The sequence below is a fragment of the Streptomyces sp. NBC_01341 genome, from assembly GCF_035946055.1.
Classification (GTDB): domain Bacteria; phylum Actinomycetota; class Actinomycetes; order Streptomycetales; family Streptomycetaceae; genus Streptomyces.
This window is the reverse complement of record NZ_CP108364.1, coordinates 3,488,632-3,507,049: the sequence shown is the minus strand read 5'-3', so window position 1 is coordinate 3,507,049 and position 18,418 is coordinate 3,488,632. Positions and strand designations below refer to the sequence as shown.

Here is an 18,418-nt window from a genome sequence, read left to right as displayed (position 1 = left end):
CTCAGCGCACGGCGGCCGCGGCCGCAGCCGCTTCGCCCTCGGGCATCGACACGGCGACCACCCGCGAGGGCACCGCCACGAGCGACGGCTTGTCCTGTACGGGGGTGAGCCGCCGGCCCAGTTTCAGGGCCAGCACGGTGATGCCCAGCGAGAACAGCACGAACGTCACGATGTACGGCCCGTGCAGCGACGCCCCCATGGGCCCGCCCACGGCCGGCCCCACCGCCAGGGCAAGCTGCTTGACCAGCGCGAAGGCCGAGTTGTACTGGCCGACCATGGACTCGGGTGCCAGATCGGCGACGAGCGGGGCGACGGTCGGCGACAGCATCGCCTCACCGAGACCGAACAGGGCGTACGTCGAGATCATCGCGGCCGTCGCCATGGTCTGACTGCCGTGCCCGAGGCCCGCGTAGCCCGCCACGATCCAGGCGAAGGCCCAGATCAGACCGACGCCCGCGATGACCCGGCTGCGCCGCCGCCGCTCGACGAGGCGGAGCACGACGAACTGCGCGGCGACGATGACGGCGGTGTTGGCCGCCAGCGCCAGCCCCAGCGTGGACGGCTCGATCCCGGCGGCCTCCGTGCCGTATGCGGCGAGGCCCGACTCGAACTGTCCGTAGCAGGCGAAGAAGATCACGAAGCCCAGGACGCACAGCTGCACCATGGCCCGGTGCGAGAGCAGCACCCGCATGCCCGCCTTGGGCGCGACGCCGTCGGTGGGCACCGCATCGGGGATGGACGGGGCCCGGGGCATGCGCACCGTGGCGGCGACGACGCCGAGGACCACGAACATCGCCGCTTCGATCAGGAACAGCAGGGTGAAGCTCGACGGGCTGTCGACGTCCACCAGCTGCCCGCCGACCAGGCCGCCGATACCGAGGCCGAGGTTCTGCAGGAAGAACTGCATGGCGAAGGCACGGGTGCGGGTCGATGTGCTGGAGCACCACACCAGCATCGTCGCGAGGGCGGGCTGCATGACGGCGGTCCCGGCGCCCAGGACCGCGGCTGACAGCACCGCGGTCACCACGCTGTCCGCCACACCGAGCGCACCGGCGCCCACGGCGGCCGCCCCGGCAGCCACGACGAGCACGGGCAGGGGCCCGCGCCGGTCGATGGCCCGACCGGTGAACGGCAGTACGGCCAGCGCGGCCATGGCGAAGACAGCCAGTACGACACCCGCCGTACCGGCACCAAGATCCCGCACCTGCGCCACGTAGACGTACAGATACGGGACGGTGAACCCGAGGCCGAACGCGCTCAGCGCGCTGCCCAGCTGGATCCGCCGCAGCGCTGCACCCATCTCCCTGGTCACACTCACCTACCTCAAGAGTCGAAGAACTTTGAAGAACACAGACTCGTAGACTTTAACACTAAAGTTAGAAGATGAAGTCTACAGCCCGAAGGACTTCGACAGGCATGAGGGCGTGCGATACTGCCCGCCATGTCTGAGACCACCGAGCAGCCCGAGCTCCAGGAGCCGAGCCTCGACGAGCAGATCGCGGCCTATCAGCGAGAGTTCCGGGACCTCGACCCCCAGGTCGAACAGGTCGTGTCGGCGCTCGGCCGGCTGAACCGCCGGATGAACGTCGCCTACGGCAGACAGGTCGCGGCGCTGGGCATCAGCAACGCCGAGTGGGAGGTCCTCAAGACCCTGGTCCTCGCCGGTACCCCGTACCGCCTGGGACCGGGTGAGCTGGCCAAGCGCCTGGGCCTCACCCCTGCCGCGATGACCCACCGCATCGACCGGATGGCCGGCGAGGGTCTCGTCACCCGGGACAGGGACGAGAACAACCGGGTGCGCGTCATCGTCGAACTGACCGACGAGGGTCGTACGAAATGGCTCGAGGCGATGAGGATGGCGACCAGCTTCGAGGAGGACCTCCTCCAGGACCTCTCGGGCGACGAACGTGGAGCTCTGGGCGAGATACTCATCCGCCTCCTGCGCCGCGTGGAGCACGAGCAGCCCGACGCCGGCGGCCGTCTCACCGACCTGGACTGAACGCCCGAAGACGGGGTACAGGGAGGGGTTGACACAGCGCTCCCGCATCCGTATGGTTCTTCGAGTTGTCACGGAGTCGGTACGGATCCGGGGCAGCCGATCCCGCCGCGAATGCGGCAACCAAACTCAGCACGATCTCCCACCGGAGAGAATTTCGGCATGCCGGAATTCAATTCGACAGCTCGATTATGAGTCGCCGGGAAAATCCGCTAGAGTTTGGACGTCGGAAGGGCCCAACAGCCCGGATGGCAAGCCCCACTGACTGGGAATCAGGCCCGAAAGGATCTGATAGAGTCGGACTCGCCGGAAAGGGAAACGCGAAAGCGAAGAACTGGAAAGCGAAACAAGCAGTAGCCCGCTTCGACCGGGAATCGGACACGAAAGAGTCTGATAGAGTCGGAAACGCAAGAACGAAGGGAAGCGCCCGGAGGGCCCCGGTGAAACGGGACCGAAGGAAGCGTCCGTTCCTTGAGAACTCAACAGCGTGCCAAAAGTCAACGCCAGATATGTTGATACCCCGGCCTGCTTCGGCAGGTTGGTGGTTCCTTTGAAAAGTCCTGCGGGATCTTCGGATCCGGTAGGCAACAACAGCGAGGACGCTGTGAACAGCCGGTCATATTCCGACCTGGTTGTTCCGCTCTCGTGTTGTGATCCCGATTACGGGAAAACATTCACGGAGAGTTTGATCCTGGCTCAGGACGAACGCTGGCGGCGTGCTTAACACATGCAAGTCGAACGATGAAGCCTTTCGGGGTGGATTAGTGGCGAACGGGTGAGTAACACGTGGGCAATCTGCCCTTCACTCTGGGACAAGCCCTGGAAACGGGGTCTAATACCGGATAACACTCTGTCCCTCATGGGGCGGGGTTAAAAGCTCCGGCGGTGAAGGATGAGCCCGCGGCCTATCAGCTTGTTGGTGGGGTAATGGCCTACCAAGGCGACGACGGGTAGCCGGCCTGAGAGGGCGACCGGCCACACTGGGACTGAGACACGGCCCAGACTCCTACGGGAGGCAGCAGTGGGGAATATTGCACAATGGGCGAAAGCCTGATGCAGCGACGCCGCGTGAGGGATGACGGCCTTCGGGTTGTAAACCTCTTTCAGCAGGGAAGAAGCGAAAGTGACGGTACCTGCAGAAGAAGCGCCGGCTAACTACGTGCCAGCAGCCGCGGTAATACGTAGGGCGCAAGCGTTGTCCGGAATTATTGGGCGTAAAGAGCTCGTAGGCGGCTTGTCACGTCGGATGTGAAAGCTCGGGGCTTAACCCCGAGTCTGCATTCGATACGGGCTAGCTAGAGTGTGGTAGGGGAGATCGGAATTCCTGGTGTAGCGGTGAAATGCGCAGATATCAGGAGGAACACCGGTGGCGAAGGCGGATCTCTGGGCCATTACTGACGCTGAGGAGCGAAAGCGTGGGGAGCGAACAGGATTAGATACCCTGGTAGTCCACGCCGTAAACGTTGGGAACTAGGTGTTGGCGACATTCCACGTCGTCGGTGCCGCAGCTAACGCATTAAGTTCCCCGCCTGGGGAGTACGGCCGCAAGGCTAAAACTCAAAGGAATTGACGGGGGCCCGCACAAGCAGCGGAGCATGTGGCTTAATTCGACGCAACGCGAAGAACCTTACCAAGGCTTGACATATACCGGAAAGCATCAGAGATGGTGCCCCCCTTGTGGTCGGTATACAGGTGGTGCATGGCTGTCGTCAGCTCGTGTCGTGAGATGTTGGGTTAAGTCCCGCAACGAGCGCAACCCTTGTTCTGTGTTGCCAGCATGCCCTTCGGGGTGATGGGGACTCACAGGAGACTGCCGGGGTCAACTCGGAGGAAGGTGGGGACGACGTCAAGTCATCATGCCCCTTATGTCTTGGGCTGCACACGTGCTACAATGGCCGGTACAATGAGCTGCGATGTCGCGAGGCGGAGCGAATCTCAAAAAGCCGGTCTCAGTTCGGATTGGGGTCTGCAACTCGACCCCATGAAGTCGGAGTTGCTAGTAATCGCAGATCAGCATTGCTGCGGTGAATACGTTCCCGGGCCTTGTACACACCGCCCGTCACGTCACGAAAGTCGGTAACACCCGAAGCCGGTGGCCCAACCCCTTGTGGGAGGGAGCTGTCGAAGGTGGGACTGGCGATTGGGACGAAGTCGTAACAAGGTAGCCGTACCGGAAGGTGCGGCTGGATCACCTCCTTTCTAAGGAGCACTTCTTGTCAGCTTCGGCTGACCAGAGGCCAGTACACCGGCGAATGTTCGGTGCTGGTTGCTCATGGGTGGAACGTTGACTATTCGGCACGATCGGCAAGTTTTTGTGAGTACTGCTTCGGCGTGGAAAACGGGAACGGGTTGGTCGGGTCGGGCACGCTGTTGGGTATCTGAAGGTATGGCCGTGAGGCTGCCTTCGGTTGCCGGCCCCAGTGCACTCACCTGTAAGGGTGGGGTGATGGGTGGCTGGTCGTTGTTTGAGAACTGCACAGTGGACGCGAGCATCTGTGGCCAAGTTTTTAAGGGCGCACGGTGGATGCCTTGGCACCAGGAACCGATGAAGGACGTGGGAGGCCACGATAGTCCCCGGGGAGCTGTCAACCAAGCTTTGATCCGGGGGTTTCCGAATGGGGAAACCCGGCAGTCGTCATGGGCTGTCACCCGCTGCTGAACACATAGGCAGTGTGGAGGGAACGCGGGGAAGTGAAACATCTCAGTACCCGCAGGAAGAGAAAACAACCGTGATTCCGGGAGTAGTGGCGAGCGAAACTGGATGAGGCCAAACCGTATGCGTGTGATACCCGGCAGGGGTTGCGCATGCGGGGTTGTGGGATCTCTCTTTCATAGTCTGCCGACTGTGAGACGAGTCAGAAACCGTTGGTGTAGGCGAAGGACATGCGAAAGGTCCGGCGTAGAGGGTAAGACCCCCGTAGCTGAAACATCAACGGCTCGTTTGAGAGACACCCAAGTAGCACGGGGCCCGAGAAATCCCGTGTGAATCTGGCGGGACCACCCGCTAAGCCTAAATATTCCCTGGTGACCGATAGCGGATAGTACCGTGAGGGAATGGTGAAAAGTACCGCGGGAGCGGAGTGAAATAGTACCTGAAACCGTGTGCCTACAAGCCGTGGGAGCGTCGCGCATCGAGCTTGCTCGGTGCGTCGTGACTGCGTGCCTTTTGAAGAATGAGCCTGCGAGTTAGCGGTGTGTAGCGAGGTTAACCCGTGTGGGGAAGCCGTAGCGAAAGCGAGTCCGAATAGGGCGATTGAGTTGCACGCTCTAGACCCGAAGCGGAGTGATCTAGCCATGGGCAGGTTGAAGCGGAGGTAAGACTTCGTGGAGGACCGAACCCACCAGGGTTGAAAACCTGGGGGATGACCTGTGGTTAGGGGTGAAAGGCCAATCAAACTCCGTGATAGCTGGTTCTCCCCGAAATGCATTTAGGTGCAGCGTCGTGTGTTTCTTGCCGGAGGTAGAGCACTGGATAGGCGATGGGCCCTACCGGGTTACTGACCTTAGCCAAACTCCGAATGCCGGTAAGTGAGAGCACGGCAGTGAGACTGTGGGGGATAAGCTCCATGGTCGAGAGGGAAACAGCCCAGAGCATCGACTAAGGCCCCTAAGCGTACGCTAAGTGGGAAAGGATGTGGAGTCGCAGAGACAACCAGGAGGTTGGCTTAGAAGCAGCCACCCTTGAAAGAGTGCGTAATAGCTCACTGGTCAAGTGATTCCGCGCCGACAATGTAGCGGGGCTCAAGCGTACCGCCGAAGTCGTGTCATTCACACATATAGGGCCAACGCCTGTGTGGATGGGTAGGGGAGCGTCGTGTGCCGGGTGAAGCAGCCGCGGAAGCGAGTTGTGGACGGTTCACGAGTGAGAATGCAGGCATGAGTAGCGATACACACGTGAGAAACGTGTGCGCCGATTGACTAAGGGTTCCTGGGTCAAGCTGATCTGCCCAGGGTAAGTCGGGACCTAAGGCGAGGCCGACAGGCGTAGTCGATGGACAACCGGTTGATATTCCGGTACCCGCTTTGAAACGCCCAATACTGAATCAGGCGATGCTAAGTCCGTGAAGCCGGCCCGATCTCTTCGGAGTTGAGGGTAGTGGTGGAGCCGACGAACCAGACTTGTACTAGGTAAGCGATGGGGTGACGCAGGAAGGTAGTCCAACCCGGGCGATGGTTGTTCCCGGGGTAAGGGTGTAGGCCGTGTGGTAGGCAAATCCGTCACACATTAAGGCTGAGACCTGATGCCGAGCCGATTGTGGTGAAGTGGATGATCCTATGCTGTCGAGAAAAGCCTCTAGCGAGTTTCATGGCGGCCCGTACCCTAAACCGACTCAGGTAGTCAGGTAGAGAATACCGAGGCGTTCGGGTGAACTATGGTTAAGGAACTCGGCAAAATGCCCCCGTAACTTCGGGAGAAGGGGGGCCATCACTGGTGATTGGATTTACTCCATGAGCTGGGGGTGGCCGCAGAGACCAGCGAGAAGCGACTGTTTACTAAAAACACAGGTCCGTGCGAAGCCGTAAGGCGATGTATACGGACTGACGCCTGCCCGGTGCTGGAACGTTAAGGGGACCGGTTAGTGCACTTTCGGGTGTGCGAAGCTGAGAACTTAAGCGCCAGTAAACGGCGGTGGTAACTATAACCATCCTAAGGTAGCGAAATTCCTTGTCGGGTAAGTTCCGACCTGCACGAATGGCGTAACGACTTCTCGACTGTCTCAACCATAGGCCCGGTGAAATTGCACTACGAGTAAAGATGCTCGTTTCGCGCAGCAGGACGGAAAGACCCCGGGACCTTTACTATAGTTTGATATTGGTGTTCGGTTCGGCTTGTGTAGGATAGGTGGGAGACTTTGAAGCAGCCACGCCAGTGGTTGTGGAGTCGCCGTTGAAATACCACTCTGGTCGTGCTGGATGTCTAACCTGGGTCCGTGATCCGGATCAGGGACAGTGTCTGATGGGTAGTTTAACTGGGGCGGTTGCCTCCTAAAGAGTAACGGAGGCGCCCAAAGGTTCCCTCAGCCTGGTTGGCAATCAGGTGTTGAGTGTAAGTGCACAAGGGAGCTTGACTGTGAGACCGACGGGTCGAGCAGGGACGAAAGTCGGGACTAGTGATCCGGCAGTGGCTTGTGGAAGCGCTGTCGCTCAACGGATAAAAGGTACCCCGGGGATAACAGGCTGATCTTCCCCAAGAGTCCATATCGACGGGATGGTTTGGCACCTCGATGTCGGCTCGTCGCATCCTGGGGCTGGAGTCGGTCCCAAGGGTTGGGCTGTTCGCCCATTAAAGCGGTACGCGAGCTGGGTTTAGAACGTCGTGAGACAGTTCGGTCCCTATCCGCTGTGCGCGTAGGAATATTGAGAAGGGCTGTCCCTAGTACGAGAGGACCGGGACGGACGAACCTCTGGTGTGCCAGTTGTCCTGCCAAGGGCATGGCTGGTTGGCTACGTTCGGAAAGGATAACCGCTGAAAGCATCTAAGCGGGAAGCCTGCTTCGAGATGAGTATTCCCACCACCTTGAGTGGTTAAGGCTCCCAGTAGACGACTGGGTTGATAGGCCAGATGTGGAAGCCCGGTAACGGGTGGAGCTGACTGGTACTAATAGGCCGAGGGCTTGTCCTCAGTTGCTCGCGTCCACTGTGTTAGTTCTGAAATAACGAACGGCCGTGTTTTCATCCGGTGTTGGTTAATTTCATAGTGTTTCGGTGGTCATTGCGTTAGGGAAACGCCCGGTTACATTCCGAACCCGGAAGCTAAGCCTTTCAGCGCCGATGGTACTGCAGGGGGGACCCTGTGGGAGAGTAGGACGCCGCCGAACAATTATTCCGGGAAAGCCCCGTGCCCTTGTGGCACGGGGCTTTTCTGCGTTCCCGGCCAAAGGTCGAGCCCGCCCCGTTCATTTCTGACCGGTGTCGTCAGCTGCTGGGTGGCTCGGTCTCCTCGGAGTCGAGCTGGTGATCGGCCCAGATGTAGCTCTCGGGAAGAAGGTCTGTGATGGAGACGGTCCTGAGCCGGGAGCCGGCTCCGACGATGACCTTCAGAGCCGGAAAGTAGTCCAGGAGGACCTGGCGGCAGCGTCCACACGGGGGAACGACCCCCCGGTCGCGGTCTCCGACGGCGACGATGGTGTCCAGGTCGTAGGCGCCTTGAGCGGCAGCCGTACCGATGAGAACCAGCTCGGCGCAGGGCCCTCCGGTGAAGTGATAGGCGTTCACCGCGGTGACGATCAGTCCGTCCTGGGTACGGGCCGCGGCCGCCATGGTGTGGTTGTCGCCCCGGCAGCGAGTGCGTGCGACGTGGGCCGCGGCCCGGATGAGCTCGTGGTCGACCTGTGGAGCCTGCGTCATTGTCTTCTTCGCCTTCGTGAGGTGTCAGGTGACGTTGCCCCGCGTGACCTATGCCGCGCAACCCAGTTCTGGTCGACCGGGCCAGGAACGCTCTGTCGCTGGACGACTGACCGGCGCGTCCCAAGTCGTTTGCCCGGAGGGACACCGCGGGGCACCATCGGCGCATGGACTATGTCATTCGCGGTGTGCGGGCGGGGGAGTGGGAGCCGGTCAGGGAGATCCGTCTGGCGGCACTGCGTGACCCGGTGGCGCCGATCGCCTTTCTCGACACGTACGAGCGCTCGGTTCTCAGGCCGGACGAGTTCTGGCAGCAGCGGACGGCCGACGCCGCCGAGGGCCGGCTGTCCCGTCAGTTCATCGCCGAGGCGCCTGACGGCCGCTGGGTGGGGACGGTTTCGGTGCTCGTCGAACGCCCTGCCGACGAGCCGGGGTTCGGAGAGGCGGCCGAGTACGACCAGACGCATCTCGTGGGTGTGTTCGTGCGGCCGGGGCACCGGGGGCGTGGGGTGCTGGACGCGCTCGTCCGGGAGGCGATCGACTGGTCGTGGTCTCTGACCGGCCCGCCGGTGGAACGGGTGCGGCTGTACGTCCACCAGGCAAACGTGCGGGCCTCGGCCGCCTACCGCCGCATCGGCTTCGTCCCGACCGGACGCAGCGTGCGGCTGGAGGGTGACCCGGACGCGCTGGAGCTGGAGTTCGAGCTGCGGCGCTGACCGTGCACGCGGTCCTGGGACGGAGCGGCGGGCAGTGTCCCGGTCAGCGTGTTCCCGGAGCGGGCAGCTCCTCCTGCCAGCGGGCCCGGGCCTGCTCGCGGGAGCGGAGCAGGACCAGCGTGGGCATTCCTCGGTCCTGACCGGCTGCCAGGAGCTCCGGAAGCTGGGGCAACGGAGCGACGGCGGCGACGTCGTCGAGGACGAGTGTCATTGGTGGGTCGAGCCGACCGTCGGTTGACCGTGCGGCCATGCGGCGGCCGTGCTCGACCACGTGCGAGGCGAGTGCGGTGAGCAGGGGCATCGCACCGGGGTGGTGGCGGGGATCCTCGATGGGTTCACCGACCACATAGAGCGTTCCCAGTTCGCGTGCAAAAGATTCCAGTGTGAGCGCATCGGCTCGATTGGGTGTGCAGGCCTCGCGGATGTGGACGGACGAGAGGGCGGCGAAGGCCCGTACGGTCAGTTCCTGCGCCATCTCGCGGCGTTCGGGATGGGCGGTGAGCGCGGACTCCAGCAGCCCGGCGAGCCCGGAAGCCGCCTTCGGGTGGGTACGGAGCAGACGCACCGGTTCGTGGCCGCCGGCGCCGGACGCCCAGCGGTGGACCTGGCGGAAGGGGCGGCCGTCCACCGCGGCGGCGTGCAGCCAGCACTGGAGGAGGGTTCCGGCCGTGTCGGCGACGGCAGCGTCAGCCTTGGCCGAGGGGCGTACGGGGGTGAGCAGCGCGGTGGCGCGTGCGGCCGCCACGGCGGGGTCCTCACATCCGGCGGTGGGCGACCAGTGGAGCCTGGCGGGGGTGTCGCAGAGGTGGCCCGGGTCGTAGACGAGGACGGGGCCGAGCTTGCTCCGGGCGTCCTTCGTCTCGGCCCAGACGGTGGGATCCGAGGTCACGACCAGTGCGGGCCCGTCCGCGTCCCTGATGGCCTGGACGACCGTGGGGCGGCGGGTCGCGGACACGCCGTACATGACGTGAGGAGTACGAGGCGTGGGGAAGGCGGGTGCCGTCGGTTCCGGTGCATACGCCACGGCAGGAGACGCGGCGGCGGGCAGTGGCGCCGGGGCCGGGGGGCCCGGGGAGCGCGTGCCGGCCTGACCGTGCTCCTGGGCCGCCGGTTGCCGGTGTACGGCGTCCGGTGCGGGCTCCTGGTGGGTGGTCTCCGGGGCGGGTGCGTATGCCTCCGGGTAGGTGGCCCGCCGCTTCCTGACCATGCGCCAGCGGGTGACCACACCCGCCGCGAACACGGTCAGGACGAGCAGAACCATCACCTCGCCGATGAACAGGCCCCAGAACAGGCCGTGTCCGGACAGTTCACCGGCCGGGGTGTCGGGCCACGCCCCCGGCAGGTCCGTGGGCCGCACGGCCAGGGCCCGCAGGGCGAGCGGTGTGCGTGTGAAGGTGACGGCATGCGGCCAGGCGCCGTGGGTGAACAGCCCGGCGAGCCCGGTGGCCGTCCATGCCAGGACCGTCAGCCCGAAGAGGAAGGCCAGGAGGCCGACCAGCAGGCCGTCCGGGATACCGCCCTGCTGTTCACCGCGCCCCGTGCCGGATGGTGCCTGGCGTGCCATGTCATGCCACCGTTGACTCGGAGGACTCGTTGACCCGTTGCTGGTACTCGATGTGGGCCGCCCGCTGCTCCGCCTCCAGCTCCGCGGCTCGCACGTCCTCGGGGAGCAGGTCCGACGTGGACCCTTCGGTCATGGCCCTGTCGGTGAAGACCAGGGGGCGTTCCGCCTCCGTGATCAGGTGCTTGACGACCTGGACGTTGCCGTTGACGTCCCATACGGCGATGCCGGGTGTCAGCGTCGGGATGATCTCCACGGCCCATCTGGGCAGGCCGATGACCTTGCCCGTCGCTCTGGCCTCGTCGGCCTTCTGGGCGTAGATGGTCCGGGTGGACGCCATCTTCAGGATGGCGGCGGCTTCCTTCGCCGCGGCTCCGTCGACGACGTCACTGAGGTGGTGGACGACCGCCACGAAGGACAGCCCGAGACGGCGTCCGAACTTCAGCAGGCGCTGGAAGAGCTGGGCGACGAAGGGGGAGTTGATGATGTGCCAGGCCTCTTCGACGAGGAAGATGCGCTTCTTCCGGTCGGGCCTGATCCAGGTGTGCTCCAGCCAGACGCCGACGATCGCCATGAGGATCGGCATCGCGATGGAGTTGCGGTCGATGTGCGAGAGGTCGAAGACGATCAGGGGCGCGTCGAGGTCGATGCCGATCGTGGTCGGGCCGTCGAACATGCCCCTCAGGTCACCGTCGACGAGGCGGTCCAGGACGAGGGCGACGTCCAGGCCCCACGCCCGTACGTCGTCTATGTCGACGTTCATCGCCTCGGCGGACTCGGGCTTCGGGTGGCGCAGCTGCTCCACGATGTCCATCAGCACGGGCTGGCGGGCGGTGATGGTGTCGCTGACGTACGCGTGGGCGACCTTGAGCGCGAAACCCGAGCGCTCGTCGAGGCCATGGCCCATGGCGACCTCGATGATCGTGCGCAGCAGGGCGAGCTGGCCCGTCGTGGTGATCGAGGGGTCGAGCGGATTGAGCCTGATCCCGTCGTTCAGTGCCGCCGCCGGGTCCAGCCGGATGGGCGTGATGCCCAGTTCCTCGGCGATCAGGTTCCATTCGCCGACGCCGTCCTCGCCCTGGGCGTCCAGGACGACGACCTGGCGGTCGCGGAAGCGGAGCTGACGCAGGACGTAGGTCTTCTCCAGCGCGGACTTGCCGTTGCCCGACTCGCCGAGGACCAGCCAGTGCGGGGCGGGGAGCTGCTGTCCGTACAGCTGGAACGGGTCGTAGATGTAGCCCTTGCCCGAATACACCTCACGCCCGATGATCACGCCGGAGTCGCCGAGGCCGGGCGCGGCGGTCGGCAGGTAGACGGCCTGGGCCTGACCGGTGGACGTGCGCACCGGCAGGCGGGTCGTCTCCACCTTCCCGAAGAGGAAGCCGGTGAAGGCATCCGACAACGCGGACAGCGGATCTCGCATGGCGTGACTGCCCTTTCGTTAGCGACGGATACCGGTGGCGAACGGCAAGGTGTTCACGAAGGCGCGGTGGTGCTCCCGGTCGCACCACTCCAGCTTCAGATACGACTTGCCGGCCGAGGCCCGGATCGTCCGCTTGTCGCGGGCGAGGGCTTCGGGGGACCGGGACGACACGGTGATGTACCCCACGAGGTTCACCCCGGCCGCGCCGCTCGCCAGATCTTCACCCCGCTGGTCGAGCCGGCCGTGGGCGGCGATGTCGCGCGGGTCGACCGTGCGGTTCATCTTGGCCTGGCGGCTCGCCTCGGCGTCGTCGTTGGTCTTCTCGGTCAGCATCCGCTCGATGGCGATCTCGGTGGGTTCGAGGTCCATGCAGACGGCGACCGTGCGGATCACGTCGGGTGTGTGGACGAGGAGGGGTGCCAGGAAGTTCACGCCGACCGGGGTCATGGGCCATTCCTTCACCCAGGCCGTGGCATGGCACCAGGGGGCGCGGGTGGTGGACTCGCGGGTCTTGGCCTGCAGGAACGTCGGCTCGACCGCGTCGAGTTCGGCAGGCCAGGCATTGCGCTTGGTCATGGCCTGGATGTGGTCGATGGGGTGGTCCGGGTCGTACATCGAGTGGACGAGGGAGGCCAGACGGCTCTGCCCGAGCGGCTGGCGTACCCGGATGTCCGCCTCGGCGAGCCGGGCGCAGATGTCGGTCAGCTCGCGTGCCATGACGACGGCGAGCCCGGCGTCGCGGTCCACCTTGCGGCCGCCCTGGGGGCGGATGGCGCGGGCCATGGCGTTGGCCTCGGCGGCCAGGTCGCGGCTGTAGTGCATGCAGGCCACGAGGTAGGCGCGGTGCTGCTCGCTGGAGGTGGAGACCATCGACTGGAGCTGGTCGTAGGAGTCCTGCAGCCAGCCGGGTGCGGTTCTGTCACCGCGCTGGGCGACGTCCTTCGCGTGGGCGTCGGGGTCGGCGGGGAGGGTGCGGGCGAGCATCTGGAGGCGCGTCACGAAACCGTCGCCGTTGGCCACGTGCTTGAGCAGGGTGCCGAAGCGGTCGACCAGGGCCTCCTGGTCCTCGCTGTCGCGGAGTCCGACGCCCGGGCCCTCGATCTCGATGGCCGCGGTGACGGTACGGCGGTCCGCGTGCAGCAGCACGGCGATCTCGTCGGGCCCGAACGGTGCGGCGAGCCAGCTGATCCTGCCGATGCCGGGCGGCGGCCCGATCTCGACCTCGCGCCCGTCGGTCCTCACGCCCGCCTCCATGGCGGAGGAACGGTAGGCCGTACCGCGGCGCAGGGTGCGCTTGAAGCTGCGGTTGATCTCGAACCACTTGTAGAAGGTGCGGCCCTTGTAGGGGACGTACACGACGGCCAGGGCCAGCATGGGAAAGCCCACGAGGGACACGATGCGCAGGGAGAGCGCCGGGACGAGGAGGCCGCTCATCATGCCGAGGAACGCCCCGGCGATGATCAGCGCGATCTCGCCCGTCTCGCGGTTCTTGCCGACGATCGCGTTCGGCCGGGCCCGGCCGATGAGATACGTGCGGCGGGGCGCGATCGTGTGGGACTGGATCGTCAACGCCCTCCACCTCCTGTGCTCGTGCTACCTGTGCTGCCTGAACCGCCCCCTCGCGGGGAGCGGCTGCCGTGGGGTGTGCCGGAGGTGGGTCCGGAGCCGCTGCGGGGCGACGGTGCGGCGCCTCCGCCTCCCTGGTTGCGGGAGCTGTGGGCGGCGACACCGCCGCTGACCGGGTTGGCCGGGCGCGCGCCGCCTCCGCTCCCGCCTTCGCCGCCGCCGCTCCGGCCGCTGTGGGTCTTGATGCCCTGCGAGACGAGCGCGGCGGGGGAGCTGATGAGGGCGGCGGCCTGCGAGCCGTCGGTGGCCTGCTTGCGGTTGGTACGGGCGCCCTGGATCTCGTCGCCGAAGCCGGGCACGAAGCGGTAGATCATGGCGGAGGCGAAGATGGCCAGCAGGATGATCGCGAGCCCGGACACGACGGCCGAGAACGCGTTGGGTCCGTCGTCGGCCGAGAGCGCCCCGGCGAGCCCGAGCACGATGACGATGACCGGCTTCACCATGATCACCGCGATCATGATGCCGGCCCAGCGGCGGACGTGGCCCCACATGTTCTTGTCGACGAGCCCGGAGTACACGACGACGCCGAGCAGCGCGCCCACGTAGAGCAGGGCGGCCCGGATGACGAGCTCCAGCCACAGGATGCCGGCGGCGAGGATCGAGACCAGGGAGACGACGATCAGCATGATCGGCCCGCCGCCGATGTCCTTGCCCTTCTTGAGCGCCTCGGCGAACGACCCGAAGAAGACGTCGGTCTGCCCGCCCGTCGCGGTCGAGATCACCTCGGTGACACCGTCGGTGGCCGAGACCACCACGTACAGGATGAGCGGGGTGAAGGCCGAGGCCAGGACCGTGAGCCAGAGGAAGCCGACGGCTTCGGAGATCGCGGTCGTGAACGGCACGCCCCTGATGGCGCGCTTGGCCACGGCGAACAGCCACAGGACCAGGGTGAGGATGGTGGAGGCCGCGAAGACCACGGCGTACTGGGTGCGGAAGGTGGAGTTGGTGAAGTCGACGGTCGCCGTGCTCTCCACGGCCTCGCTGAGCTTGCCGACGAGGTAGGCGGCGGCGTCGGCGCAGCCGCGGGCGAGGGAGGAGAGGGGGTCGAGGGCGTCGTCGGTGACGGCGGGTGTGCGGCTGGGGGTGCCGCTTCCGCCCTCGCAGTAGTCCTTGGCAGGGCCGACGATGAGGTCGCAGTCGTCCTTCGCGGAAGGGCTGGGTGTCGGCGATGGTGCGGCGACAGCGCGGGCAGCAAGGAGTATTACGGAGGCCTGGACCGCAGCCAGACAGGCTCCGACGCGCAGGATCGGACGCGGACTAGCGGGCATACGTGAACCCTCCGTACTCCTCGACCGCTCTGGCGATCTCGTCAGCGTTGGAAGCCGTGCGGTCGGTATTCACCGGGGCTGGCCCGTCCTTCTGGGCGAAACTGTCGACTTTCCAGTCGTCGCCTGTCCACTGGAGCTTCAGCGACATGGTGAACCAGTCGTTGCTCACTGGATTGGTCGAGCCGATGCCAGCTGTGCCGAAGACGCCTGTGCACCAAACCTCGATAGTGGTGGTTGCATCCGAGTAGGCAACCGTCTTCGTACCGAGCGGAGCGGTTCGGGAGACGTATGTGAGGCCGGGAGCGGCGTTGCCGTCGGCATCGAGGCCGATCTTGTCCAGAAAGCTCTGGTCATACGCCTGGTTGAACTTGGCGTCCAGTTCGCCGGCGCGCTCAGCGATGAAGATCTGCTGGACGATCTGAGCACGACGGTCAGGCTTGAGGATGTCGGCCGAGACCAACGCCACCGCATAGTTCGCCGCAGCGCTCTGCGCCCCCTGCTCGTCGTGCGCGAAGCCGTAGGCGATGGTGCCGTTCTTGCCCTGGACCGGCTTGGTGCCCGTCGCCGTCGTGGGGCCCACGCCGGCGGCGTCCGGCTTCTTCGCCTTGCCGGTTCCCCCGTTGTCGCCCCCGCCCTGGTTCGCGAACGCGATCGCCGCGATCAGCAGCACCACGACGCCCACGATCATGACCAGGGAGCGCGAGTTCCGGGTGGGTCGCCGGCCGTATCCGTCGGGGTCCTCGCCGCTTCTGTGCATGCGGGTGCGGGTCTGCCGCGTCCCGCCGAGGGTGCTGTACGCGTCGTCCGAGCGGCCCCCCGGCTCGCTGCCGCCGTAACCGCGCTCGTCGCCCTGGCTCATGCCGCGTACGCCCCCTCAGCCGTCTGCAGTTCCGCGTAGTACGACGGTAGCGCTGCTGGTTTCCGCGTGGGCGCGGTGTGGTGACTCGACATCAGGGGACGCAACCTCTGCCGGTGGGCACGACGGACGGATGGTGTGGGTGGGGCTGGGAGGCCACGGCCGGGATGGTGCTCTGACGTTAGGTCAGACAGCCATCCCGTACACGATGGTGAACAGCGTGCCGAGCGAGCCGATGATGAAGACGCCGGTCAGGCCCGCCACGATGAGGCCCTTGCCCTGCTCCGCGCTGAAGGTGTCGCGCAGCGCCGTCGCGCCGATGCGCTGTTTTGCCGCTCCCCAGATCGCGATGCCGAGGCAGAGCAGGATGGCGACTGCCATCACCACCTCGATCATGATGCGTGCCTCATTGCCCAGGGTCCCGAACGGCCCCCAGTTCGGGGCGATTCCCCCGATGATGGTGGTGATATCGCCCTTTTCCGCTGACAGGATCATGTAAGTCACCGCCCCTGTTGGGTAGTTCGCAGCCCGCACCGTGCGGCGCGGGTAGGTCTCTATCTTCGCTGATGAAACCGGCATCGCACGACGCCTTCCGGGGTCTCTTTACCCGGATCTCGCACGTTTGACCGGCCTGGCCGCCCTGACCTGCGGCTCGTGTCAGGATCTGCGCGCATATGCATGGTTACTCTGTGTATCACGGGGTGTGACCGCTAGCAACGACGGTGGCCATGGTTCCGGGTGCGGTCGATGCGTTCACGGGCCGCGAGGGGTTCGTACGCGCTGTTCGAGAGCCGTGGCTGCGCCGGTGGCTTCCGGCCGACGCGTCGTCAGGTGCGCGGTGGGGAAGGCCTCACGGGCCCGGAGGTCCGAGAACGCTTCGTACGGGCGGCTGCGGCCGTGGCGGGATCGTCCAGTGCGAAGGTGGCTTGAAGTCGCACCAGGAGCCGTCGAAGGGGAAGGTTCTCGTCTCGGCGAGGCGCACCACGCGTTCGCCCTCGGCGCGTATCGCCGCGGCTTCGTCCGGCGACCAGTAGGAGGGGTGCCCGGTCTTCTCGGCGAACGACCGCTCGTCCTTCCATCGCCATGCGTGGGACCGGCTGACGGTGATGTCCAGTTCGTGGTCGGCGACGTCGATGTCCTCGCCGTGGTGGTTCCGGTGCTCCAGGTTCACGTACCAGCCGCGGAACCTCCTGCGTCGCCCGAAGAACCAGAACACCGCGTGTCCGCCTGCGGTCGGCTGGTGGATGAGCGCGCTGCCCATGGGCCATCGGCCGGCCTTCAGCGGGTATCCGCCCGCGGGCCGCTCTTCCGGCGGGATGTCCCGGAGGTGGGCGCCGCCGGGCAGGTCCGTCAGCCACATCGGGGTACCGGTCTCCAGCCACAGCAACTGGCCTTCGTCCGTGTGTTCGACGAGGCGTACGGGCACGGAGGAGCTCAGGTGGCCGCCGATGAAGAGGTTCCAGCGGAGGATCCCGCCGGTCACGGGGTGAGGAGTGCCAGGTCGTCGGCGGTGAGCCGCAGGGAGCCCGCGGCCACGTTCTCGGCGAGGTGGTCCGGGTTGCCGGTGCCGGGGATGGCCAGGACGTGCGGTCCCTGGTGGAGCGTCCAGGCCAGCCTGACCTGGGCCGGCGTCACGCCGTGGGTGCGTGCGACGGCGTGCACCTCGGCCCTCTCGGTGCCGGTGGCGCCGCCTTCGCGGCCCTTGCCGACGATGGCGAAGAACGGCACGAAGGCGATGCCCTCCTCGCCGCAGTGGCGCAGGAAGGTGTGATCATCGGCCGGGGAGTCGATGCTGTACGCGTTCTGTACGCAGACGACGGGGGCGATGGCCCGTGCCTCGGCGAGCTGCTCCGGTGAGGTGTTGGAGAGGCCCAGGTGGCGGACGAGGCCGGCGTCGCGGAGCTCGGACAGGGCGCCGAAGTGCTCGGCGACGGATGCGTGGGCCGCACTCGGGGCGAGGCGAAGGTTGACCACGTCGAGGTGATCGCGGCCGAGCTGGCGCAGGTTCTCCTCGACCTGGCCGCGCAGCTGTTCCGGCGTGGCCCAGAGCCAGGCGCCCGAGGGGTCGCGGCCCGGGCCGACCTTGGTGGTGATGACGAGGTCGTCGGAGTACGGGGCCAGCGCGCTGTTGATGAGCTCGTTGGCGGACCGTAGCGGCGAGAAGTAGAAGGCGGCCGTGTCGATGTGGTTGACGCCGAGCTCGACGGCCCGGCGCAGGACGCCGAGGGCGCGCTTCCGGTCGCTGGGGACTCCGTCGGCGAACGCCGTGCCGTCCTGGGTGAGGCGCATCGAGCCGAAGCCGACCCTGTTGACGGTCAGATCCCCGAGCTGCCAGGTGCCGGCCGACGATGCGTTGATCATTTCCACCGATGAGGTCATCGTCGGATTCTGTCATCGGCCGTCTGCGCCGCCCCGGCGGCATGTGACGGCCCGTTCGGTCGTCGAAGCCGGGGAAGCGCGTCGCGGGTGGGCGGGGAGGTGGTCGAGGCGCCGCTGGCCCGCACGACGGCTGTCCGGCTCGGTGTCGGTCATGATGCGGTGGACGAGGGTGTCGTCGGCCGTGTGCGGCACGACGTGGTGGAGCGGGATCCCGGCCTCGGCCAGGCCGCCGCTGATCTGTGAGTGGG

Annotated in this window: 13 protein-coding genes and 3 rRNA genes; 6 read left to right on the top strand and 10 right to left on the bottom strand. The window is 65.7% G+C overall.

Annotation, left to right across the window (positions count from 1 at the left end):
* Position 1: 1 nt before the first annotated feature.
* Positions 2-1,300 carry an MFS transporter gene (locus OG206_RS15395; protein WP_327122285.1) on the bottom strand — a complete coding sequence of 433 codons (1,299 nt, stop codon included), beginning with the start codon at positions 1,298-1,300 and terminating at the stop codon, positions 2-4.
* 141 nt (positions 1,301-1,441) lie between these two features.
* On the opposite strand from OG206_RS15395, the gene OG206_RS15390 reads away from it, so the two are divergent.
* From OG206_RS15390 to rrf, 4 genes are all read left to right on the top strand, one after another.
* Complete coding sequence (locus OG206_RS15390; RefSeq protein WP_327116359.1) at positions 1,442-1,999, top strand: MarR family winged helix-turn-helix transcriptional regulator; 558 nt, start codon at positions 1,442-1,444, stop codon at positions 1,997-1,999.
* A 670-nt stretch (positions 2,000-2,669) separates the two neighbouring features.
* Positions 2,670-4,195 (top strand): 16S ribosomal RNA (locus OG206_RS15385).
* Between the two features lie 298 nt (positions 4,196-4,493).
* Positions 4,494-7,619: ribosomal RNA gene (locus OG206_RS15380) — 23S ribosomal RNA — on the top strand.
* Positions 7,620-7,698: 79 nt separating this feature from the next.
* A 5S ribosomal RNA gene (gene rrf, locus OG206_RS15375) occupies positions 7,699-7,815 on the top strand.
* The 16S, 23S and 5S rRNA genes sit together here, the layout of an rRNA operon.
* A 97-nt stretch (positions 7,816-7,912) precedes the next feature.
* On the opposite strand, the gene OG206_RS15370 is transcribed toward rrf, so the two are convergent.
* On the bottom strand, positions 7,913-8,344 hold the full coding sequence (locus OG206_RS15370; RefSeq protein WP_327116357.1) for a cytidine deaminase family protein: 432 nt from the start codon (positions 8,342-8,344) through the stop codon (positions 7,913-7,915).
* Positions 8,345-8,508: 164 nt separating this feature from the next.
* On the opposite strand from OG206_RS15370, the gene OG206_RS15365 reads away from it, so the two are divergent.
* Positions 8,509-9,057 carry a GNAT family N-acetyltransferase gene (locus OG206_RS15365; protein WP_327116355.1) on the top strand — a complete coding sequence of 183 codons (549 nt, stop codon included), beginning with the start codon at positions 8,509-8,511 and terminating at the stop codon, positions 9,055-9,057.
* A gap of 43 nt (positions 9,058-9,100) precedes the next feature.
* Here OG206_RS15365 and OG206_RS15360 read toward each other — a convergent pair whose 3' ends face one another.
* From OG206_RS15360 to OG206_RS15325, 8 genes are all read right to left on the bottom strand, one after another.
* Positions 9,101-10,621 carry a type IV secretory system conjugative DNA transfer family protein gene (locus OG206_RS15360; RefSeq protein WP_327116353.1) on the bottom strand — a complete coding sequence of 507 codons (1,521 nt, stop codon included), beginning with the start codon at positions 10,619-10,621 and terminating at the stop codon, positions 9,101-9,103.
* 1 nt (position 10,622) lies between these two features.
* The gene (locus tag OG206_RS15355; protein ID WP_327116351.1) at positions 10,623-12,041 is read right to left on the bottom strand and encodes an ATP-binding protein; all 1,419 of its coding nucleotides are present in this window, start codon (positions 12,039-12,041) and stop codon (positions 10,623-10,625) included.
* Between the two features lie 18 nt (positions 12,042-12,059).
* Positions 12,060-13,610, bottom strand: coding sequence for an SCO6880 family protein (locus tag OG206_RS15350; protein ID WP_327116349.1), 1,551 nt, complete (start codon positions 13,608-13,610; stop codon positions 12,060-12,062).
* Positions 13,607-14,935 (bottom strand): hypothetical protein, encoded by a 1,329-nt coding sequence (locus OG206_RS15345; protein WP_327116347.1) that lies wholly within the window; start codon positions 14,933-14,935, stop codon positions 13,607-13,609. Before OG206_RS15345 ends, OG206_RS15350 begins: the two co-directional genes overlap by 4 nt.
* Positions 14,925-15,794 (bottom strand): hypothetical protein, encoded by an 870-nt coding sequence (locus OG206_RS15340; RefSeq protein ID WP_327116345.1) that lies wholly within the window; start codon positions 15,792-15,794, stop codon positions 14,925-14,927. The genes OG206_RS15345 and OG206_RS15340 overlap by 11 nt, the downstream gene beginning before the upstream one ends.
* Positions 15,795-15,977: 183 nt before the next feature.
* Positions 15,978-16,286 carry a hypothetical protein gene (locus OG206_RS15335; protein ID WP_327122284.1) on the bottom strand — a complete coding sequence of 103 codons (309 nt, stop codon included), beginning with the start codon at positions 16,284-16,286 and terminating at the stop codon, positions 15,978-15,980.
* A gap of 355 nt (positions 16,287-16,641) precedes the next feature.
* A complete protein-coding gene (locus OG206_RS15330) occupies positions 16,642-17,274 on the bottom strand; it encodes a DUF402 domain-containing protein (RefSeq protein ID WP_327116343.1) in 633 nt (210 codons plus the stop codon).
* Entirely contained in the window at positions 17,271-18,170 is a 900-nt protein-coding gene (locus OG206_RS15325) for an oxidoreductase (RefSeq protein WP_327116341.1), read from the bottom strand. Before OG206_RS15325 ends, OG206_RS15330 begins: the two co-directional genes overlap by 4 nt.
* Positions 18,171-18,257: 87 nt before the next feature.
* On the opposite strand from OG206_RS15325, the gene OG206_RS15320 reads away from it, so the two are divergent.
* Entirely contained in the window at positions 18,258-18,413 is a 156-nt protein-coding gene (locus tag OG206_RS15320) for a hypothetical protein (RefSeq protein ID WP_327116339.1), read from the top strand.
* Positions 18,414-18,418 lie beyond the last annotated feature (5 nt).